This window comes from Microbispora triticiradicis (genome assembly GCF_005864065.1).
GTDB classification, from domain to species: domain Bacteria; phylum Actinomycetota; class Actinomycetes; order Streptosporangiales; family Streptosporangiaceae; genus Microbispora; species Microbispora triticiradicis.
The window spans coordinates 255,963-270,138 of sequence record NZ_VANP01000010.1 but is presented as its reverse complement, the minus strand read 5'-3'; the positions used below and the strand labels follow the sequence as shown (position 1 = coordinate 270,138).

The window sequence follows — 14,176 nt, the reverse complement described above, 5'->3', positions numbered from 1 at the left end:
GAGCGCAGATGCTGCTGATCGCCTGCCCGTGGTGCGGGCCGCGGGACGAGGCCGAGTTCCACTACGGAGGGCAGGCGCACGTCGCCCATCCGGAGGACCCGGCCGCCCTCTCCGACGAGGAGTGGGCCCGCTACCTGTTCTTCCGCGACAACCCCAAGGGCCTGTTCGCGGAGCGGTGGAGCCACGCGGCCGGGTGCCGCCGCTGGTTCAACGCCGTACGGGACACCGCCACCAACGAGATCCACGCCGTCTACCGGGCCGGCGAGCCGCGGCCGGTGATCACATGAGCGGCCGGCCGTACCGCCGCGAGGGTGTGACCGGGCGGGTCCTGCGCTTCCGGTTCGACGGCCGCGACCTCGAAGGCCTGGCGGGCGACACGCTGGCTTCGGCGCTGCTGGCCAACGGCGTGCGCACGGTCGCGAGCAGCGTCAGGCTCGGCCGCCCGCGCGGCGTCTACGCCGCGGGCTGCGAGGAGCCCAACGCGGTCGTCCAGATCGAGGAGCCGTTCCCCGAGCCGATGCTCACGGCCACGACCGTCGAGTTGTACGACGGCCTGGTCGCCACCGGGCTCCCGGGGCGGGGAAGGCTGGCCGACCGGCCCGACCCGGCGCGGTACGACGCCGTCCACACGCACTGCGACGTGCTCGTGGTCGGCGCGGGACCGGCCGGCATCGCCGCCGCGGGCGTGGCCGCGCGGGCCGGTGCGCGGGTCATTCTCGCCGACGAGCGGCCCGAGCCGGGCGGCGGCCTGCTCGGCACGACCGAGACGGTGGACGGCCGGCCGGGCCGCGCGTGGGCGTCCGCCGAGATCGCCGCGCTGACCGCCCTGCCGGACACGCGCGTGCTGCGCCGCACCACCGTCATCGGCCACTACGACGACAACTACGTCGTCGCGGTCGAGCGGCGGACCAACCACCTCGGCGCGGCGGCCCCGCCCGGCATGGCGCGCGAACGCGTCTGGCGGATCCGCGCGAAGCGCGTGGTGCTGGCCACCGGCGGGCACGAGCGGTTCGTCGCCTTCGCCGGAAACGACCTGCCCGGCGTCATGCTGGCCGGCGCCGCCCGCACCTACGTGAACCAGTACGGCGTGCTGCCCGGCCGCCGGGCGGTCGTGTTCACCACCAACGACACCGCCTACGCGGCGGCGCTCGACCTCGCCGACGCCGGGATCGAGATCGCCGCCGTGGCCGACGTACGGCGGGAACCGGGCAGTGCTTGGGCGGACCGGTGCGCGGAACGCGGCATCGAGGTCCTCACCGGGCACGTGGTGACGGCGGCGAAGGGCGAGGGCGAGGTCACCGGGGCCGAGATCGCCCCCCGCTCCGGCCGCGGGACCAGGGAGGTCGCCGCCGACCTGCTGCTCGTGTCCGGTGGCTGGACGCCGGTGGCCCACCTGTTCAGCCAGGCCGGGGGCACCCTGCGGTACGACGAGGGGCTGGGCGCGTTCGTCCCCGGCGAGACCCGTCAGGCGGCCGAGGCCGCCGGGTTCGCCGCCGGCGTGACGATGCTGCGCGACTGCCTGGCGGACGGCGCCGAGGCGGGCCGCCGCGCGCTGGCCGCCCTCGGGTTCGGTGCGCCTGGGGTTACTGTGCCGGTGGTAAAGGAGGAGCCCGCCGCCGCGCCCGCCGAGCACCTGTGGCTGGTGGAGTCGGGCGACTACGGCACCCACTTCGTGGACCTGCAGCGTGACGTGACGGTGGCGGAGGTGCTGCGCGCGACCGGCGCGGGCCTCACCTCGGTCGAGCACGTCAAGCGCTACACCACCGCGGGCACGGCCCACGACCAGGGCAAGACCTCCGGCCTGCTGACCAGCGGCGTCGTGGCGCACGCCCTCGGCGTCGACGTCGCCGGGCTCGGGACCACGACGTTCCGCGCGCCGTACACACCGGTCTCGTTCGCCGCGCTGGCGGGCCGCGACCGAGGGCCCCTGCACGACCCGGTGCGCGTCACCGCCATGCACGAGTGGCACGTGGCACGCGGCGCGCTGTTCGAGAACGTCGGGCAGTGGAAGCGGCCCTGGTACTACCCCCGGCCCGGCGAGGACATGGGCGCCGCGGTGCTGCGCGAGTGCGCCGCCGTACGGGAGGGCGTGGGCGCGATGGACGCCTCCACACTCGGGAAGATCGACGTGGTCGGCCCTGACGCGGGGGTGTTCCTGGACCGGCTCTACACGAACATGATGAGCACCCTCAAGGTCGGCTCCATCCGCTACGGCGTCATGTGCCGCCCCGACGGCATGGTCTTCGACGACGGCACCGCCATCCGCCTGACGGACGACCACTACCTCGTCACCACGACCACCGGCAACGCGGCGGCGGTGCTCGACTGGATGGAGGAGTGGCTGCAGACCGAGTGGCCGGACCTGCGGGTCCGCTGCACCTCGGTCACCGAGCAGTGGGCGACGGTCGCGCTCGCCGGGCCGCGCTCCCGCGAGGTGCTCGCGGCCCTCGCCCCCGGCCTCGCCGTCGGCAACGCCGACTTCCCCTTCATGACCTGGCGGGACGCCGAGGTCGCCGGGATCGAGGCGCGGGTCTGCCGGATCAGCTTCTCCGGCGAACTTGCCTACGAGATCAACGTCTCGTCCTGGTACGGGCTCGCCCTGTGGGAGGCGGTCATGGCGTCCGGCGAGGTCACGCCGTACGGCACCGAGACCATGCATGTGCTGCGCGCGGAGAAGGGATATCCCATCGTCGGCCAGGACACCGACGGCACGGTCACCCCGCAGGACCTCGGCATGAAGTGGATCGTCTCGAAGAAGAAGGCCGACTTCGTCGGCAGGCGGTCGTACGCGCGGGCGGACACGTCCCGGCCCGACCGCAGGCACCTGGTGGGCCTGCTGCCGGAGGACCCCGGCGTGCTGCTGCCCGAGGGCGCGCACCTTGTTTCCGCCCCTGTGGCGGGCCCTGTGGCGCCCACTGCACGGCCCACTGCACGGCCCACTGCCCTGGCCGCGCCGCCGGTGCGGGCGCTCGGCTTCGTCACCTCCAGCTACCGCAGCGCCGCGCTCGGCCGGACGTTCGCGCTCGCGCTGGTCAGCGGCGGGCGCGGGCGCGTCGGCGAGCGGTTGTACGCGCCGGTCGGGGACGACCTGGTGCCGGTGACCGTGACCTCCCACGTCCTGTACGACCCGGAAGGAGCCCGCCGTGACGGCTGAGTCTGTGGCTGGGTCTGTGGCTGAATCTGTGGCTGAATCTGTGATCGGGCGCAGGAGCCCGGCGGCGGCGTACGCCGCCAGGTTCGCGGCGGCGAGCGCGGGCGGCGCGATCCGCCTGGCGGAGATCCCCTTCCTCACGCACCTGAACGTGCGGGCCGACCCCGGGAGCCCGGCGGCGGAACGGATCGGGGTGGCTCTAGGCGTGCCGCTGCCGGCGGAGCCCGGTGTCGTGACCGAAGGAGGCGGCCTGAGCGTGCTGTGGCTCGGGCCGGACGAGTGGCTGGTCGTCGGCCCGGACGGCGCCGCGCGGGAGCTGACCGAGCGGATCCGGGACGCGGCGGCCGGTGAGCACGTCTCGGTCGTGGACGTGTCGGCGCAGCGCACGACCCTGGTGGTCGCCGGGGAGCGGGCGCGGGACGTGCTGGCGCACGGCTGCGCGCTCGACCTGCACCCCCGGGAGTTCGGCCCCGGCCGGTGCGCGCAGACCCTGCTGGCCAGGACCGGGGTCGTCCTGGTCGCCGTGGAGGACGGCTTTCACGTGCTCGTCCGCTCCTCCTTCGCGGCGTACGCGGCGGAGTGGCTGCTCGACGCGTCCGTCGAGTACAGGGGATGAAAGGCGGCCTCGCGGCGTGACGTACCATCGAGGGCGCTCGTGAGGAGGCCGCTTTCGAACCCCGGTGGGAGACCATGTTCCGCACGCTGATGAAGTCGAAGATCCACCGCGCCACCGTCACGCAGGCCGATCTGCACTACGTCGGCTCGGTGACGATCAGCGCGGACCTCATGGCCGAGGCGAACCTCGTCGAGGGCGAGAAGGTCGACATCGTCGACATCGACAACGGCAACCGCCTGTCGACGTACGTAATCGAGGGCCCTGCGGGCTCCGGGACGATCGGCATCAACGGCGCCGCCGCCCGGCTCATCTCGGTCGGCGACCTCGTGATCATCATCGCGTACGCGCTGGTCGCCGAGGAGGAGGTCAAGGCGCTCAGGCCGCGCGTCGTCTTCGTCGACCGGGACAACAAGCCGGTCCACGTGGGCTCCGACCCCGCCGCGGCGCCGGAGGGCAGCGGCCTCATCCCGGGCGACGTTCCGGCCGACATCCCGGCCGGCGCGTAGACCTCCTGGCGGTGATCTCCCTCCGGCGGTGGGCTTTTCCGGCTCATCGGTAATCCTGGGGTCTCCGGAGGGACTACTGGGTGTGGACGATCCCGAAGAACGATTCACCGCCCTCTACGACCGGCACTACCGGGCCGTGCTGGGCTACGCGTTGCTGCGGGCCGAGCACGGCGTCGCCGAGGACGTGTGCAGCGAGACGTTCCTGGTCGCCTGGCGGCGCCTGGGCGAGCTGCCCGAGCCCGTGCTGCCGTGGTTGCTGGGCGTGGCCCGCAACCTGCTGGCCAAGCAGCGTGACTCACGCGGCCGGCGGCAGGCGCTGGTCGACCGCATCGCCGCGCTGAGCACCGAACGCGACACCGTGGCCTGGGACGTGGCCGACCACGTCGTGGACCGGACGACCGCGCTGGCCGCGCTCGCGACCCTGCCGGAGCAGGACGTGGAGGCGATGGCGCTGGCGAGCTGGCACGGCCTGCCGCCCGAGCAGGCCGCCACCGTGATGGGCTGCTCCACCCGCACCTACAACGTGCGGCTGCACCGTGCCCGCAAACGGTTGAGCCGGGCGCTGCGCGCCGAACCGGCCGGCGGCCCGGCCGGGACTGCCCGGCGCCCGCGAGCGGTCGAACACGGACAGCGGTTCGCGGAGGAGGCGTGATGGACACCGGGCAATCTCGTAGCACTCCCCAGGAGGAGCACATGACCGAGCGCATGTTCGCCCAGCTCAAGCCTGAGCGGCTGGACGAGCTGACCGAGGTGGCCCATCGCCGCCGCCGTACGGACGATCTCGCCCGGGCCTTCCGGACCCCGGCCGCGCCGCCGCGGCGCGTCCCTTCGCTCGGACGCCGCCCGTGGTTCCTGGGGGGTGTGCTGGCCGCGGGGCTGGCCGCCGCCGTGATCGTCGTGCCCGGGGTGACCCCCGATTCGGGCCCGGCCGTCCCCGGCACCGGGGGGCAGCCCGGAGGGAACTCGCACGACATCGCCGCCGCACCCACTACCGGCGCACCCACCACCGAGGTCCTTGACGCGCGTACCGTGCTGCTGGCCGCCGCCGAGAGCGCGTCCAGAGTCGAGGCCGGCACCGGGCACTACTGGTACACACGCGACCGCACCTTCAGCCGCCACGTCGTCGACGACGACGCGTACGCCACGAGACTGAAGGCCCTCGTCGCCGAGCGGGACAAGAGGGCGGCGTCGGGTTCCCGGCAGGCCGCCGACCGGTGGTTCGAGGAAAAGGTGACCGAGCTCAAGAAGAACCCCGCGCCGCTGCCGTACGTCGTCTTCTCGGGGAGCACGGACGAGACCTGGCGGGCCCGCCGGAAGGGGGACGCCAACCGCAACGTCAGCAGGTCGGACGGCAGGCTGACGTTCGGGTCGCCCGAGGACGAGCGGAAGTGGCGCGCGTCCGGTGCGCCCCGGCTCGCCAAGGGCGGCGAGAGGAGTTACGAGGACCGGCTCGACCGGGTCCTCTCGATCGACAACCCCGGCATCACCATCCGCAACGTCGACCGGCTGCCGACGGACGAGAAGGTGCTGGAGCGGCGGCTGCACGAGCTCTACCGGGCACGCCCGGGCGGCGGCGCGAACGAGGAGGACTTCTCCGTCTACCTGTGGCAGACGGCCGTCGACCTGCTGAACGCCCCGATCACGCCGGGCACCCGCGCGGCGCTGTTCCGGGTGCTGGCCGGTGAGCGAGGGCTGACCGCCCTCGGCGATCGCGCCGACGCGCTGGGGCGTACGGGGGCGGCCCTGGCGGCGAAGGGCCCCGGCGACGACGGCGGATCGATCGAGTACCGGATCATCATCGATCCCGACTCGGCCAGGCTCCTGCAGTACGAGGTGGTCGGCGACGGCGAATCCGCGCCGAACCTCCGGGTAACCCTGGAGGAGGCCGGCTGGGTGGACGATCTCCGCGAACGTCCCTGAACGGCATATAAGGGCGGCCGGGGCCAGATCCGTTCTGATCGAATGGGTCGTAAGCCCCGGCCGTTTCCGTCTCTCACGTCGCGATGCGCATGAGGGAAATATCGGTTATTACCTCAAAAAGGGAGCGCACCTGTAACTCCAACAAATGGCTGTCGTGGGCGTGCCTGTGTCGGGTTGGTGTGAAAGAATTAATACAGGAATTCGAATTGGAGGGGGGAAGTGTGATGGATCTGTTCGATAGTGATCCTGTGCCCCTCCCGCACTCGAACGATACCGGTGATGGCGACTGGTGGGATCAGCTCATCGCCGGCTCGCCCCTTTGGTCGTCCGAGGGCGCACTTGCCCGAGAATATGTGCCGATCGTCGATCCCGATACGCGAGAGCCCGCGAGCCGATTCGGCACCCCGGCGACTTTTCCCTTCATTCAAGCATTTACGACTCATGCCGGTACCGCTGCCGTTGACAACTCCAGCACTGACAACTCCAGCACTGACGCCTCCATCGATGACGAAACCGCGAATGGCCCCGCCTCTGATGGTGCTCCTGACCACCATGCCGACATCCCCGGCCCTGGAGTCGGTTCCGCCGCCGCTGCCCCTCACGCAGGAGATGCCGGCAGCGGCGCCCCTGCCGGCGCCCCTGCCGGTGCCGATGCCGCGCGCACTGATGCCGCGCGCACGGATGCAGGGCGCACGGGTGCAGGGCGCACGGGTGCAGGGCGCACGGGTGCAGGGCGCACCGCTGGCGGTGCTGCCGACGGTTCTTTTCTTGACGGTGATTCTCCTGGTTGTGCTTCTCCCGACGCGGCTTGTCAGGATGGCGCTGGGGGTTCCTACAGCGGCGCTTCCGGCGGTGTTTTCGCTGGTGCTTCTGGTGGTGAGTCCAGTGGTGCATCTGGCGGTGCCGAGGGCGCCGGCCGGAGCGATGCGGGCCCGGACCGGGATGCTTCTGGTGGCGGTGGGTCGTCGTCGTGGGTGGCGGTGGCGGCTGTTGGTGAGGCGGCGCGGGTGGTGGCGCTGGTGGCGGTGCCTGAGTCGGCGGAGGTGTGTCTGGCCGAGGCGGAGGAGTTGCTGGCGGCCCGCGACCGCATCACTTCGGCGTTGGCTGCCCGGGTGGGCCGGGTGCATCGGGCCGGGGAGGCGAAGAGCCATGGGCATGCCTCCACCCGGTTGTGGCTGCGCAGCGTCGGGGGGATGACGATTCCGGGTGCGGGCCGGTTGGTGACGATGGGCATGGAGTTGGGTCGTCTGTCGCGGGTGCGTGAGCGGTTCGCGGTGGGCAGCCTGGCGGAGGGGATCGTGGAGGCGATCTGTACCGCCACCGCGGGGTTGACCGACGAGCAGGCGATCACCGCTGAGGCGATTTTGCTGGAGTTGGCAGGTTCGGCGGGTGCGGTTGAGGTGGCAAAGGCGGGGCGGTATCTGCGGGCGGTGCTGGACCCCGACGGCCACGAGCAGGATGAGCAGGCCGACTTCGACCGCCGGTTCTTCCGGGTGTGGCGGCGCCGGAACGGCGGGCTGGAGGGAGAGTTCTACCTCCCGGTCGAGGCCGCCGCGCGGTTGCAGCACCTGCTGGACGTCTACGCCAAGCCCAAGGCCGAGGGCGACGACCGCACCCCGAGTGTGCGGAACGCCGATGCGTTCATCGCGTTCCTGGAGAACAAGATCGCAACCGAGCTCCTGGTGCTGGTCAACGCCGAATCCCTGCCCGACGACCCCCCAGCCGACGAACCCTCAGGCACCACCCCCTCAGGTGATCCCACAGACGACCCCTCAGACGACCCCTCAGACGACCCCACAGCTGACCCCTCTGCCGACCACCCCACCAGCGACCCCTCAGACGCCGACCCGAGCGACGACCCTGGTCCCGACCTCGGCTCCTGCGGCCCTGGCTCCGTCCCCGGCTCTGACACCTGCGTCAGGGAGGGCTTCGGCACGCCTTGCGCCGCCACAACCGAGGCCGACAGCGAGCCCTCTGCTCCCGAGCGCCCGGCCACAGGCGGCCCGGCCGTCGTCTGGCCGCACTTCGACTCGGCCCACGGCGACGAGCGTGCCGACCTCGGCGAGGTCGGTGAGGTCGGCGAGGTCGACGACACCCGGCAGGGGCACGCCTCCTGGACAGGCGAGGCGCGGCATGAGACGCGCCGGACAGGAGCCGACGCTCCGCCGGGGGTGGAACGCGACGATGACGCGTGGCCGGGGGTGGGGGTGAACAGTCCGCCGCCGGGGGTGTGGTTGCGGGGGTTGCCGGGGCTGATCCTGGCGACCGGGTATCTGCTGCCTGTTGCCAGCGTGCATCGGCTGGCCCGTACCAGCACTTTGGTGCGGATCGTGATGGACGCCGGTGGGCAGGTGCTGGACATGGGCCGCAAGGTGCGATTGGCGACTCCGGCGCAGCGGCGGGCGGTCTTCGCCCGGTATGCGACCTGCTGGGTGGACGGCTGCCCGCTGCCCGCGACGATGTGCCAGATCGACCACGCCGAGGACTGGTGCAGCGGCGGGCTGACCGACCTCAAACTGCTGGGACCGGCGTGCCAGTTCCACAACCGCGACCGCTACCGCCACCCCACCCGCTACACCCGCCGCAAGATCGGAGCCGACCGCTGGGCCTTCACCTACCGCAACCCCCGCACCACCCGGCGGGTGAGGACATGAGGGGGTCAGAGAAGGGTCGTCTGACCGGAGCCGGCGAGGGGGTCCCGGTGCTTGCGCAGGTGCCTCCAGCGCGGCAGGTCGTCGAGGTAGGACCAGGACAGCCGGTGGTGCGGGGTCGGGCCGCTTTCGGCGAGAGCGCGTTGGTGGACCGGCGACGGATAGCCCGCGTTCGCGGCGAAGCAATAGGCCGGATGCTCCTCGCCGATCTCGGCCATCAGCCGGTCACGGTGGACCTTGGCCAGCACCGACGCGGCGGCCACAGAGACCGAGCGCTGATCGGCTTTCACCTCGCACCGCACCCGCCACGGGCGTCCGAGGAAGTCGTGCGCGCCGTCGAGGAGCACTACGTCGGGCCGCAGCGGCAGGACCTCCAGGGCCCGGCACACGGCCCGGCGCAGCGCCTCCGTCATCCCGACCTCGTCGATCTCCTGCGCACTGGACTCGCCGTACGCGTGACAGGTGAGCCAGCCCGGCAGGACCTCCGCGAACGCCTCCCGCTGCGCCGGGCCGAGCAGCTTGGAGTCGGTCAGCCGGACCCTGCGCTCCCCGCGCCCCGGCAACTCGGGCGGCGGGCCTAAAGCGCTGACGGCCGCGCAGACCACGACCGGTCCGGCCCAGGCGCCGCGGCCGACCTCGTCCACCCCGGCGACATGGACCGCCCCGGCCGCCCGCAACTCGTCCTCGATCTCGTATCCGGCGACGCGTCGGCGCGGGGCGGCAGGCGGGGACCCCCGGCTCGGTTCGGGCTCCAGGCCGGGCAGCGCATCGGTCATCCCGGCATCATCGCACGCACCACCGGCCTCAGGAGCGCACTCGTTACGCGCCGCCGTCGATCCAAAGTAGACGTCGTAGCCGGAGACTCGGGCGTCGTCCGTGGACTTCGTCCAGGTCAGGCCGGCCGCACCGTTGACGTACGCGGTGTACGGCCGCAGATCCTCGGGGCGGGTGGGCGCGGGAGGGCTGCGGCGGCCCGGCGCATCCGGGTGCGCCGGGCCGGGGAGGGTCAGGAACAGGTGGTGCCGTTGAGGGCGAAGGCGGCCGGTTTGGGGTTCTCGCCGGTGTAGGTGCCGTTGAAGCCGAGGTACAGCGACTGGCCCGGCTTGAGCGTCTTGTTCCATGCGTAGTTCTCGGCCGTGACGGCGGTGCCGGTCTGGGTCCAGACGGCCGACCAACCGTTGGTGAGCCGCTGGGAGGCGAGCGGGAAGGAGAAGGCCAGCTTCCACCCGTCGACGATGGCGGTGCCGGTGTTGGTGATCGTGACGGTGGTGGTGAACCCGCCGTCCCAGGTGGTGGCGGCGTATGTCACCCTGCATCCGGAACCGGGCGACGCCGACTGGCTGGGGGACACCGACGGGCTGGGCGAGGACGTTCCCCCAGGCTGCGCGATGGCCGTGTACGGCGCCGAGGGGTTGCTCAGGTTCCCGGCCGTGTCGCGGGCCACGACCTGGAAGGTGTACGGCTTGCCGCCTTCGAGCCCGGTGACGATGTCGCGGGGAGTGCCGTTCTCGCCCTCGTAGGAGTAGCCGTGGTCGGTGCGCCGGAACAGGTCGTAGCGGGGCGGGATGCCACTGTCATCGCTGACGGTGTTCCAGGCGAGGAAGATGCCGCCGGGGATGTCCATCCCGGTCACGGTGGTCATTCCGGTCGGTGTGCCGGGAGGCGTGGTGTCCGTCCCCGGGCTCGGACTGGCGGCGGGCGGCTCGGACATGGCCCGGGCGCGGACCAGGTCGGAGGGCGCGCTGAGGTTGCCCGCGCGGTCCTTGGCCACGACGTAGAACAGGTAGTCGCGTCCTGTCGTGAGGCCGGCGACCACCGCGATGACCCGATCGGCCCGCATGTCGACGGTGGCCTGCTGCGTGCGCAGGAAGGCGCCGCCGGTCCACACATAGACGTCGTAGGCGGAGACGCCGACGTCGTCGGTGGACGGCGTCCATACCAGGCCGACCGCCCCGTTGACGTAGACGCTCTGCGTGACCAGGCCCTCGGGACGGGTGGGCGGGGTTCGGTCGATCGGGCTGGGGCTGGGCGGCGGGCTGGAGGGAGGCATGCCGCTCAGGTAGCCGGCAGTGGCCGTCAGTTCGTTGGACGGCGGGCCCGCGTTCCCCGCCGCGTCCTTGGCGACGATCCGGAACGTGTACGACTGTCCCAGGGTGAGGCCGCTGACGATGGAGCCCGGGCCGGTCGTGGTCCGGATGGCGGTGAAGACGCCGTCCTGCTTGACCTGGACGTCGTAGGTGGTGACGCCGACGTCGTCGGTCGCGGCGCCCCAGCACAGCGACACGCCGATGCCGAGACCCGATCCGGGAGCTGCGGGCAACGGACAGTGCCACAGGGCTCCCGGAGCGCTGGGCGGGGTGGTGTCTCCGGCCGCCGCGGAGGCCGGGAGGCCGGCGGCGCCCACGAGCCCGGCGCTCATGAGTCCGGCGCTCATGAGAACAGCGGCGGTGTGCAGACCTTTGACGGGCAACTGTTCACCTCTTGTTCGGGCGGCCCGGCACGTCAGGAGGGGACGGCCGGGCCGCGGGTCGAAGTCATGAGCAGGTGGTGCCGTTGAGAGTGAAGGCGGTGGGTTTGGCGTTGGAACCGCTGTAGGTGCCGTTGAAGCCGACCTGGACGGACTGTCCGGGGGCGATGGTCCTGTTCCAGTCGAGGTTGACGGCCGTCACGTTCGCGCCGTTCTGGGTCCAGGTGGCCGACCAGCCGGGCGGGCTGATCTTCTGGGTGCCGGGGAATGCGAACCTCAGCGTCCAGCCGTCGACCGCGGTCGTGCCGGTGTTGGCGATCGTGACGGTCGCGGTGAACCCGCCGCCCCAGTCGCTCGTGCCGTACGTCACCCGGCATCCGCCACCCGGCGACGGAGACGGGCTGGGCGAGGGGGACGGCGAAGGGCTGGGCGACGGCGAGGGGCTGGACAGGCCGTGCTGCGCGGTTGCGGTGAGCGTGGCCGAGGGCTGGCTGGAGTTGCCCGCGGCGTCCCGCGCCACGACGTAGAAGGTGTAGCTCGTGCCGGCGACCAGCCTCTCCGCGACGTAGAGGGGGGTGGTCGATGAGCCGATCTTGCTGAAGCCGGTGCCCTGCCTCATGTACACGTCGTAGCCCGTGACCCCGGTGTCGTCGGTCGAGGCCGTCCAGCACATCGGCACCGCGTTGGTGAAGTCCGCGCCGCAGACCCGCAGTCCGGTGGGCGCGCTCGGCGGCGTGGTGTCCACCGGAGACGGCGAGGCGGACGGAGAGACGGACGGCGAAGGGCTGGGGGACGGCGACGGACTGGGGGAAGGTGAGGGGCTGGGGGAGGGTGAAGGGCTGGGGGACGGCGACGGGCTCACCGTGCCCTCCGGCGGGGTGCCCCACACCAGCGTGTTCCCGTCGTACACCGGCACGTGGGAGGCGGCCGAGGCCGACCAGTCGTTGGCCGGGTCCCAGGTCGCGCCGTTCGGCACGGAGATGCGCAGCTGGGTGCTGCGGCGGTAGAGCTGGGCGTCGCCGGGGTAGATCGGCTTGCCGGTGCAGTCCACCTCCGCGTAGTAGGTGCGGTCCCGGGCGAGGACGGGCCCGCTCACGGCGCAGCCGCTGCTGTCGCCGCCGGTCACCTTCACCTGCGAGGCCGAGGTGGAGCCGTCGAGCGTGAAGTAGTAACGCGCCTTCCCCGACTGGAGGACCCGCGGAGGCCAGTTCGACGTGTTGGTGATGGTGACGGCCAGCGAAGTGCCGTCCACACCGCTGTAGACGTTGTCGACACCCGCGGTGATCTCGTCGTACTTCCTCTCCGGCGCGGGGAAGTCCGCCAGGGGCGTGCCGCCGTACTCCTTGGCGAACCGCGCGAGCACGTTGGTGATGCCGGAGTTGTAGTCGATCGCCACCTCGTTGCGGACATAGTCCGTACGGCTGTCGGTGTAGGCGTCGGCGGCGTCCGGTCCTCCGGCGAGCGCGCCGTACAGGACGTGCAGGTTCGGGCCGGTGGTGTCGCTCATGTATCCGAGGTACTGGCCGCTGGCCGCCCGATGGTGGACGTGCGTGGGCGGGTTGGTCCCGAACCCGACCATGTAGCTGGAGTGGCGGGGATTGTCGCCGAGTGCGTAGTCGACCTGCCGCTTGGCGAAGTCGTGGTAGCGGGAGTAGAGCGGGTCGCCGGGCCCGAGGTGGTCGGCGTAGACGAGGGCCACCCACGCGGTGTTCAGGGCCATGCGCAGGGAGGCCCAGTTGAAGACGTACGCCAGGCCGCCGGGGGTGATCGTGCCCTTCTTGCCCTTGTATCCGGTGGTCCAGTAGTCGAGGTAGCGCTGGACGTCGTCGATGTACTTCTGCTCGCCGGTCAGCGTGGCCATCAGCGCGTAGACGCCGTATTCCTTGTCGTTCCACCCCAGGCCGAAGGTGTAGGCGGGCACCGTGGTCCCGCCCGCGCCCTGGCCCACGTCGGGCTCGCTGCCCATCTTCGGGTAGAACTCGCGGGCCTTGTCCAGGTAGCTCCCCGTGCCCGTGGCCCGGTAGAGCCACACGGCCGCCCAGGCCAGCTCGTCCCAGTACATCTTGGTCGCGCCGGGGTGGTCGGAGCCGCCCTCCCAGGTCGAGTTGTAGTAGCCGGAGATGCCCGGCACACAGCTCGTGTACGCGGTGTCCTGGCCGTTCGTCCCCTTGGTCGTGTCGGCGAACGTGAACAGCTGCCTGGCGTGCGTCAGCAGCGTGTCGGCGTAAGACGGGTCGCTCTGGCGGAAGGCCATCGAGGAGGCCGCCATGGCCGCGGCCGTCTCGGCGACGACGTCGGTGCCCTTGCACGTCGGGGTGATCTTGTAGACCGGCCGCGACATGCCCTTGATGTCGATCACCTCGGGCGGACCCCAGTACGCGTGGTCCACGCTGCCGTCGCCCACCTGGACGTACAACGTCTCCGGCTCGGGGTGGGCGGCGATCAGGTAGTCGGTGGCCCATTTGAGGTTGTTCAGCATCGGCGTGAGCTGGGTCCCGTAGCCGGACCGGTTCTCGACCAGCCCCCAGGCCAGCATCGTGGTGGTGAACGCCATCGGGAAGCCGAACTTGACGTGGTCGCCCGCGTCGTACCAGCCGCCGGACAGGTCCACCCCCGCCGGCTTGCCGTCGTTCAGCGTGCGGTCGCCGCGCCACTCCACCCGGCTCCAGGCGGGCTTCCTACCCGACTGCTGCGCCTCGTAGAAGTAGATCGACTTCTGCAGGGCCTCGGTGTAGTTGTACGACGCCGCGGCCTGGGCCCGCGTCGGCCCGGGGACGAGCGGGGCGGCCAGCACGGCAGCCAGCGCGGTGACCAGCACAGTGGCCAGCAGGACGGCCGGCCGGCCCAGCGACAGGAGTCTCATCG

Annotated in this window: 10 protein-coding genes; 7 read left to right on the top strand and 3 right to left on the bottom strand. The window is 71.8% G+C overall.

Features of this window, described 5'->3' with window-relative positions; translation table 11 throughout:
- Positions 1 to 8 precede the first annotated feature (8 nt).
- The 7 genes from FED44_RS36580 to FED44_RS25240 all read left to right on the top strand — a co-directional run bounded on the left by FED44_RS36580 (position 9) and on the right by FED44_RS25240 (position 8,847).
- Positions 9 to 287 carry a sarcosine oxidase subunit delta gene (locus tag FED44_RS36580; protein WP_208759153.1) on the top strand — a complete coding sequence of 93 codons (279 nt, stop codon included), beginning with the start codon at positions 9 to 11 and terminating at the stop codon, positions 285 to 287.
- Positions 284 to 3,154: a 2Fe-2S iron-sulfur cluster-binding protein gene (locus FED44_RS25265; RefSeq protein WP_208759152.1), complete on the top strand. Its 2,871-nt coding sequence runs from the start codon at positions 284 to 286 to the stop codon at positions 3,152 to 3,154. Before FED44_RS36580 ends, FED44_RS25265 begins: the two co-directional genes overlap by 4 nt.
- A 28-nt stretch (positions 3,155 to 3,182) precedes the next feature.
- Positions 3,183 to 3,767, top strand: coding sequence for a sarcosine oxidase subunit gamma (locus tag FED44_RS25260; protein ID WP_138462270.1), 585 nt, complete (start codon positions 3,183 to 3,185; stop codon positions 3,765 to 3,767).
- 74 nt (positions 3,768 to 3,841) lie between these two features.
- Positions 3,842 to 4,273 (top strand): aspartate 1-decarboxylase, encoded by a 432-nt coding sequence (gene panD, locus FED44_RS25255; RefSeq protein WP_111699833.1) that lies wholly within the window; start codon positions 3,842 to 3,844, stop codon positions 4,271 to 4,273.
- A gap of 82 nt (positions 4,274 to 4,355) precedes the next feature.
- Entirely contained in the window at positions 4,356 to 4,925 is a 570-nt protein-coding gene (locus tag FED44_RS25250) for an RNA polymerase sigma factor (RefSeq protein WP_165900591.1), read from the top strand.
- A 41-nt stretch (positions 4,926 to 4,966) separates the two neighbouring features.
- Entirely contained in the window at positions 4,967 to 6,193 is a 1,227-nt protein-coding gene (locus FED44_RS25245) for a CU044_5270 family protein (RefSeq protein ID WP_138462269.1), read from the top strand.
- A gap of 980 nt (positions 6,194 to 7,173) precedes the next feature.
- Positions 7,174 to 8,847, top strand: coding sequence for an HNH endonuclease signature motif containing protein (locus FED44_RS25240; RefSeq protein ID WP_167521584.1), 1,674 nt, complete (start codon positions 7,174 to 7,176; stop codon positions 8,845 to 8,847).
- Between the two features lie 5 nt (positions 8,848 to 8,852).
- Here FED44_RS25240 and FED44_RS25235 read toward each other — a convergent pair whose 3' ends face one another.
- The 3 genes from FED44_RS25235 to FED44_RS25225 form a co-directional block, all read right to left on the bottom strand.
- Positions 8,853 to 9,620, bottom strand: coding sequence for a ribonuclease HII (locus FED44_RS25235; RefSeq protein ID WP_138462267.1), 768 nt, complete (start codon positions 9,618 to 9,620; stop codon positions 8,853 to 8,855).
- Positions 9,621 to 9,850: 230 nt separating this feature from the next.
- The gene (locus FED44_RS25230) at positions 9,851 to 11,278 is read right to left on the bottom strand and encodes a cellulose binding domain-containing protein (protein WP_138462266.1); all 1,428 of its coding nucleotides are present in this window, start codon (positions 11,276 to 11,278) and stop codon (positions 9,851 to 9,853) included.
- 100 nt (positions 11,279 to 11,378) lie between these two features.
- Complete coding sequence (locus FED44_RS25225) at positions 11,379 to 14,174, bottom strand: glycoside hydrolase family 9 protein (protein WP_138462265.1); 2,796 nt, start codon at positions 14,172 to 14,174, stop codon at positions 11,379 to 11,381.
- Between the last annotated feature and the right edge of the window lie 2 nt (positions 14,175 to 14,176).

Coding starts and splice junctions, on each gene's coding strand:
- FED44_RS25265 (WP_208759152.1), top strand. CDS start 284: ATGAGCGGCCGGCCGTACCGCCGCGAGGGTGTGACCGGGCGGGTCCTG.
- FED44_RS25235 (WP_138462267.1), bottom strand. CDS start 9,620: ATGACCGATGCGCTGCCCGGCCTGGAGCCCGAACCGAGCCGGGGGTCC.
- FED44_RS25230 (WP_138462266.1), bottom strand. CDS start 11,278: ATGAGCGCCGGACTCATGAGCGCCGGGCTCGTGGGCGCCGCCGGCCTC.
- FED44_RS25225 (WP_138462265.1), bottom strand. CDS start 14,174: ATGAGACTCCTGTCGCTGGGCCGGCCGGCCGTCCTGCTGGCCACTGTG.
- panD (WP_111699833.1), top strand. CDS start 3,842: ATGTTCCGCACGCTGATGAAGTCGAAGATCCACCGCGCCACCGTCACG.
- FED44_RS36580 (WP_208759153.1), top strand. CDS start 9: ATGCTGCTGATCGCCTGCCCGTGGTGCGGGCCGCGGGACGAGGCCGAG.
- FED44_RS25245 (WP_138462269.1), top strand. CDS start 4,967: ATGACCGAGCGCATGTTCGCCCAGCTCAAGCCTGAGCGGCTGGACGAG.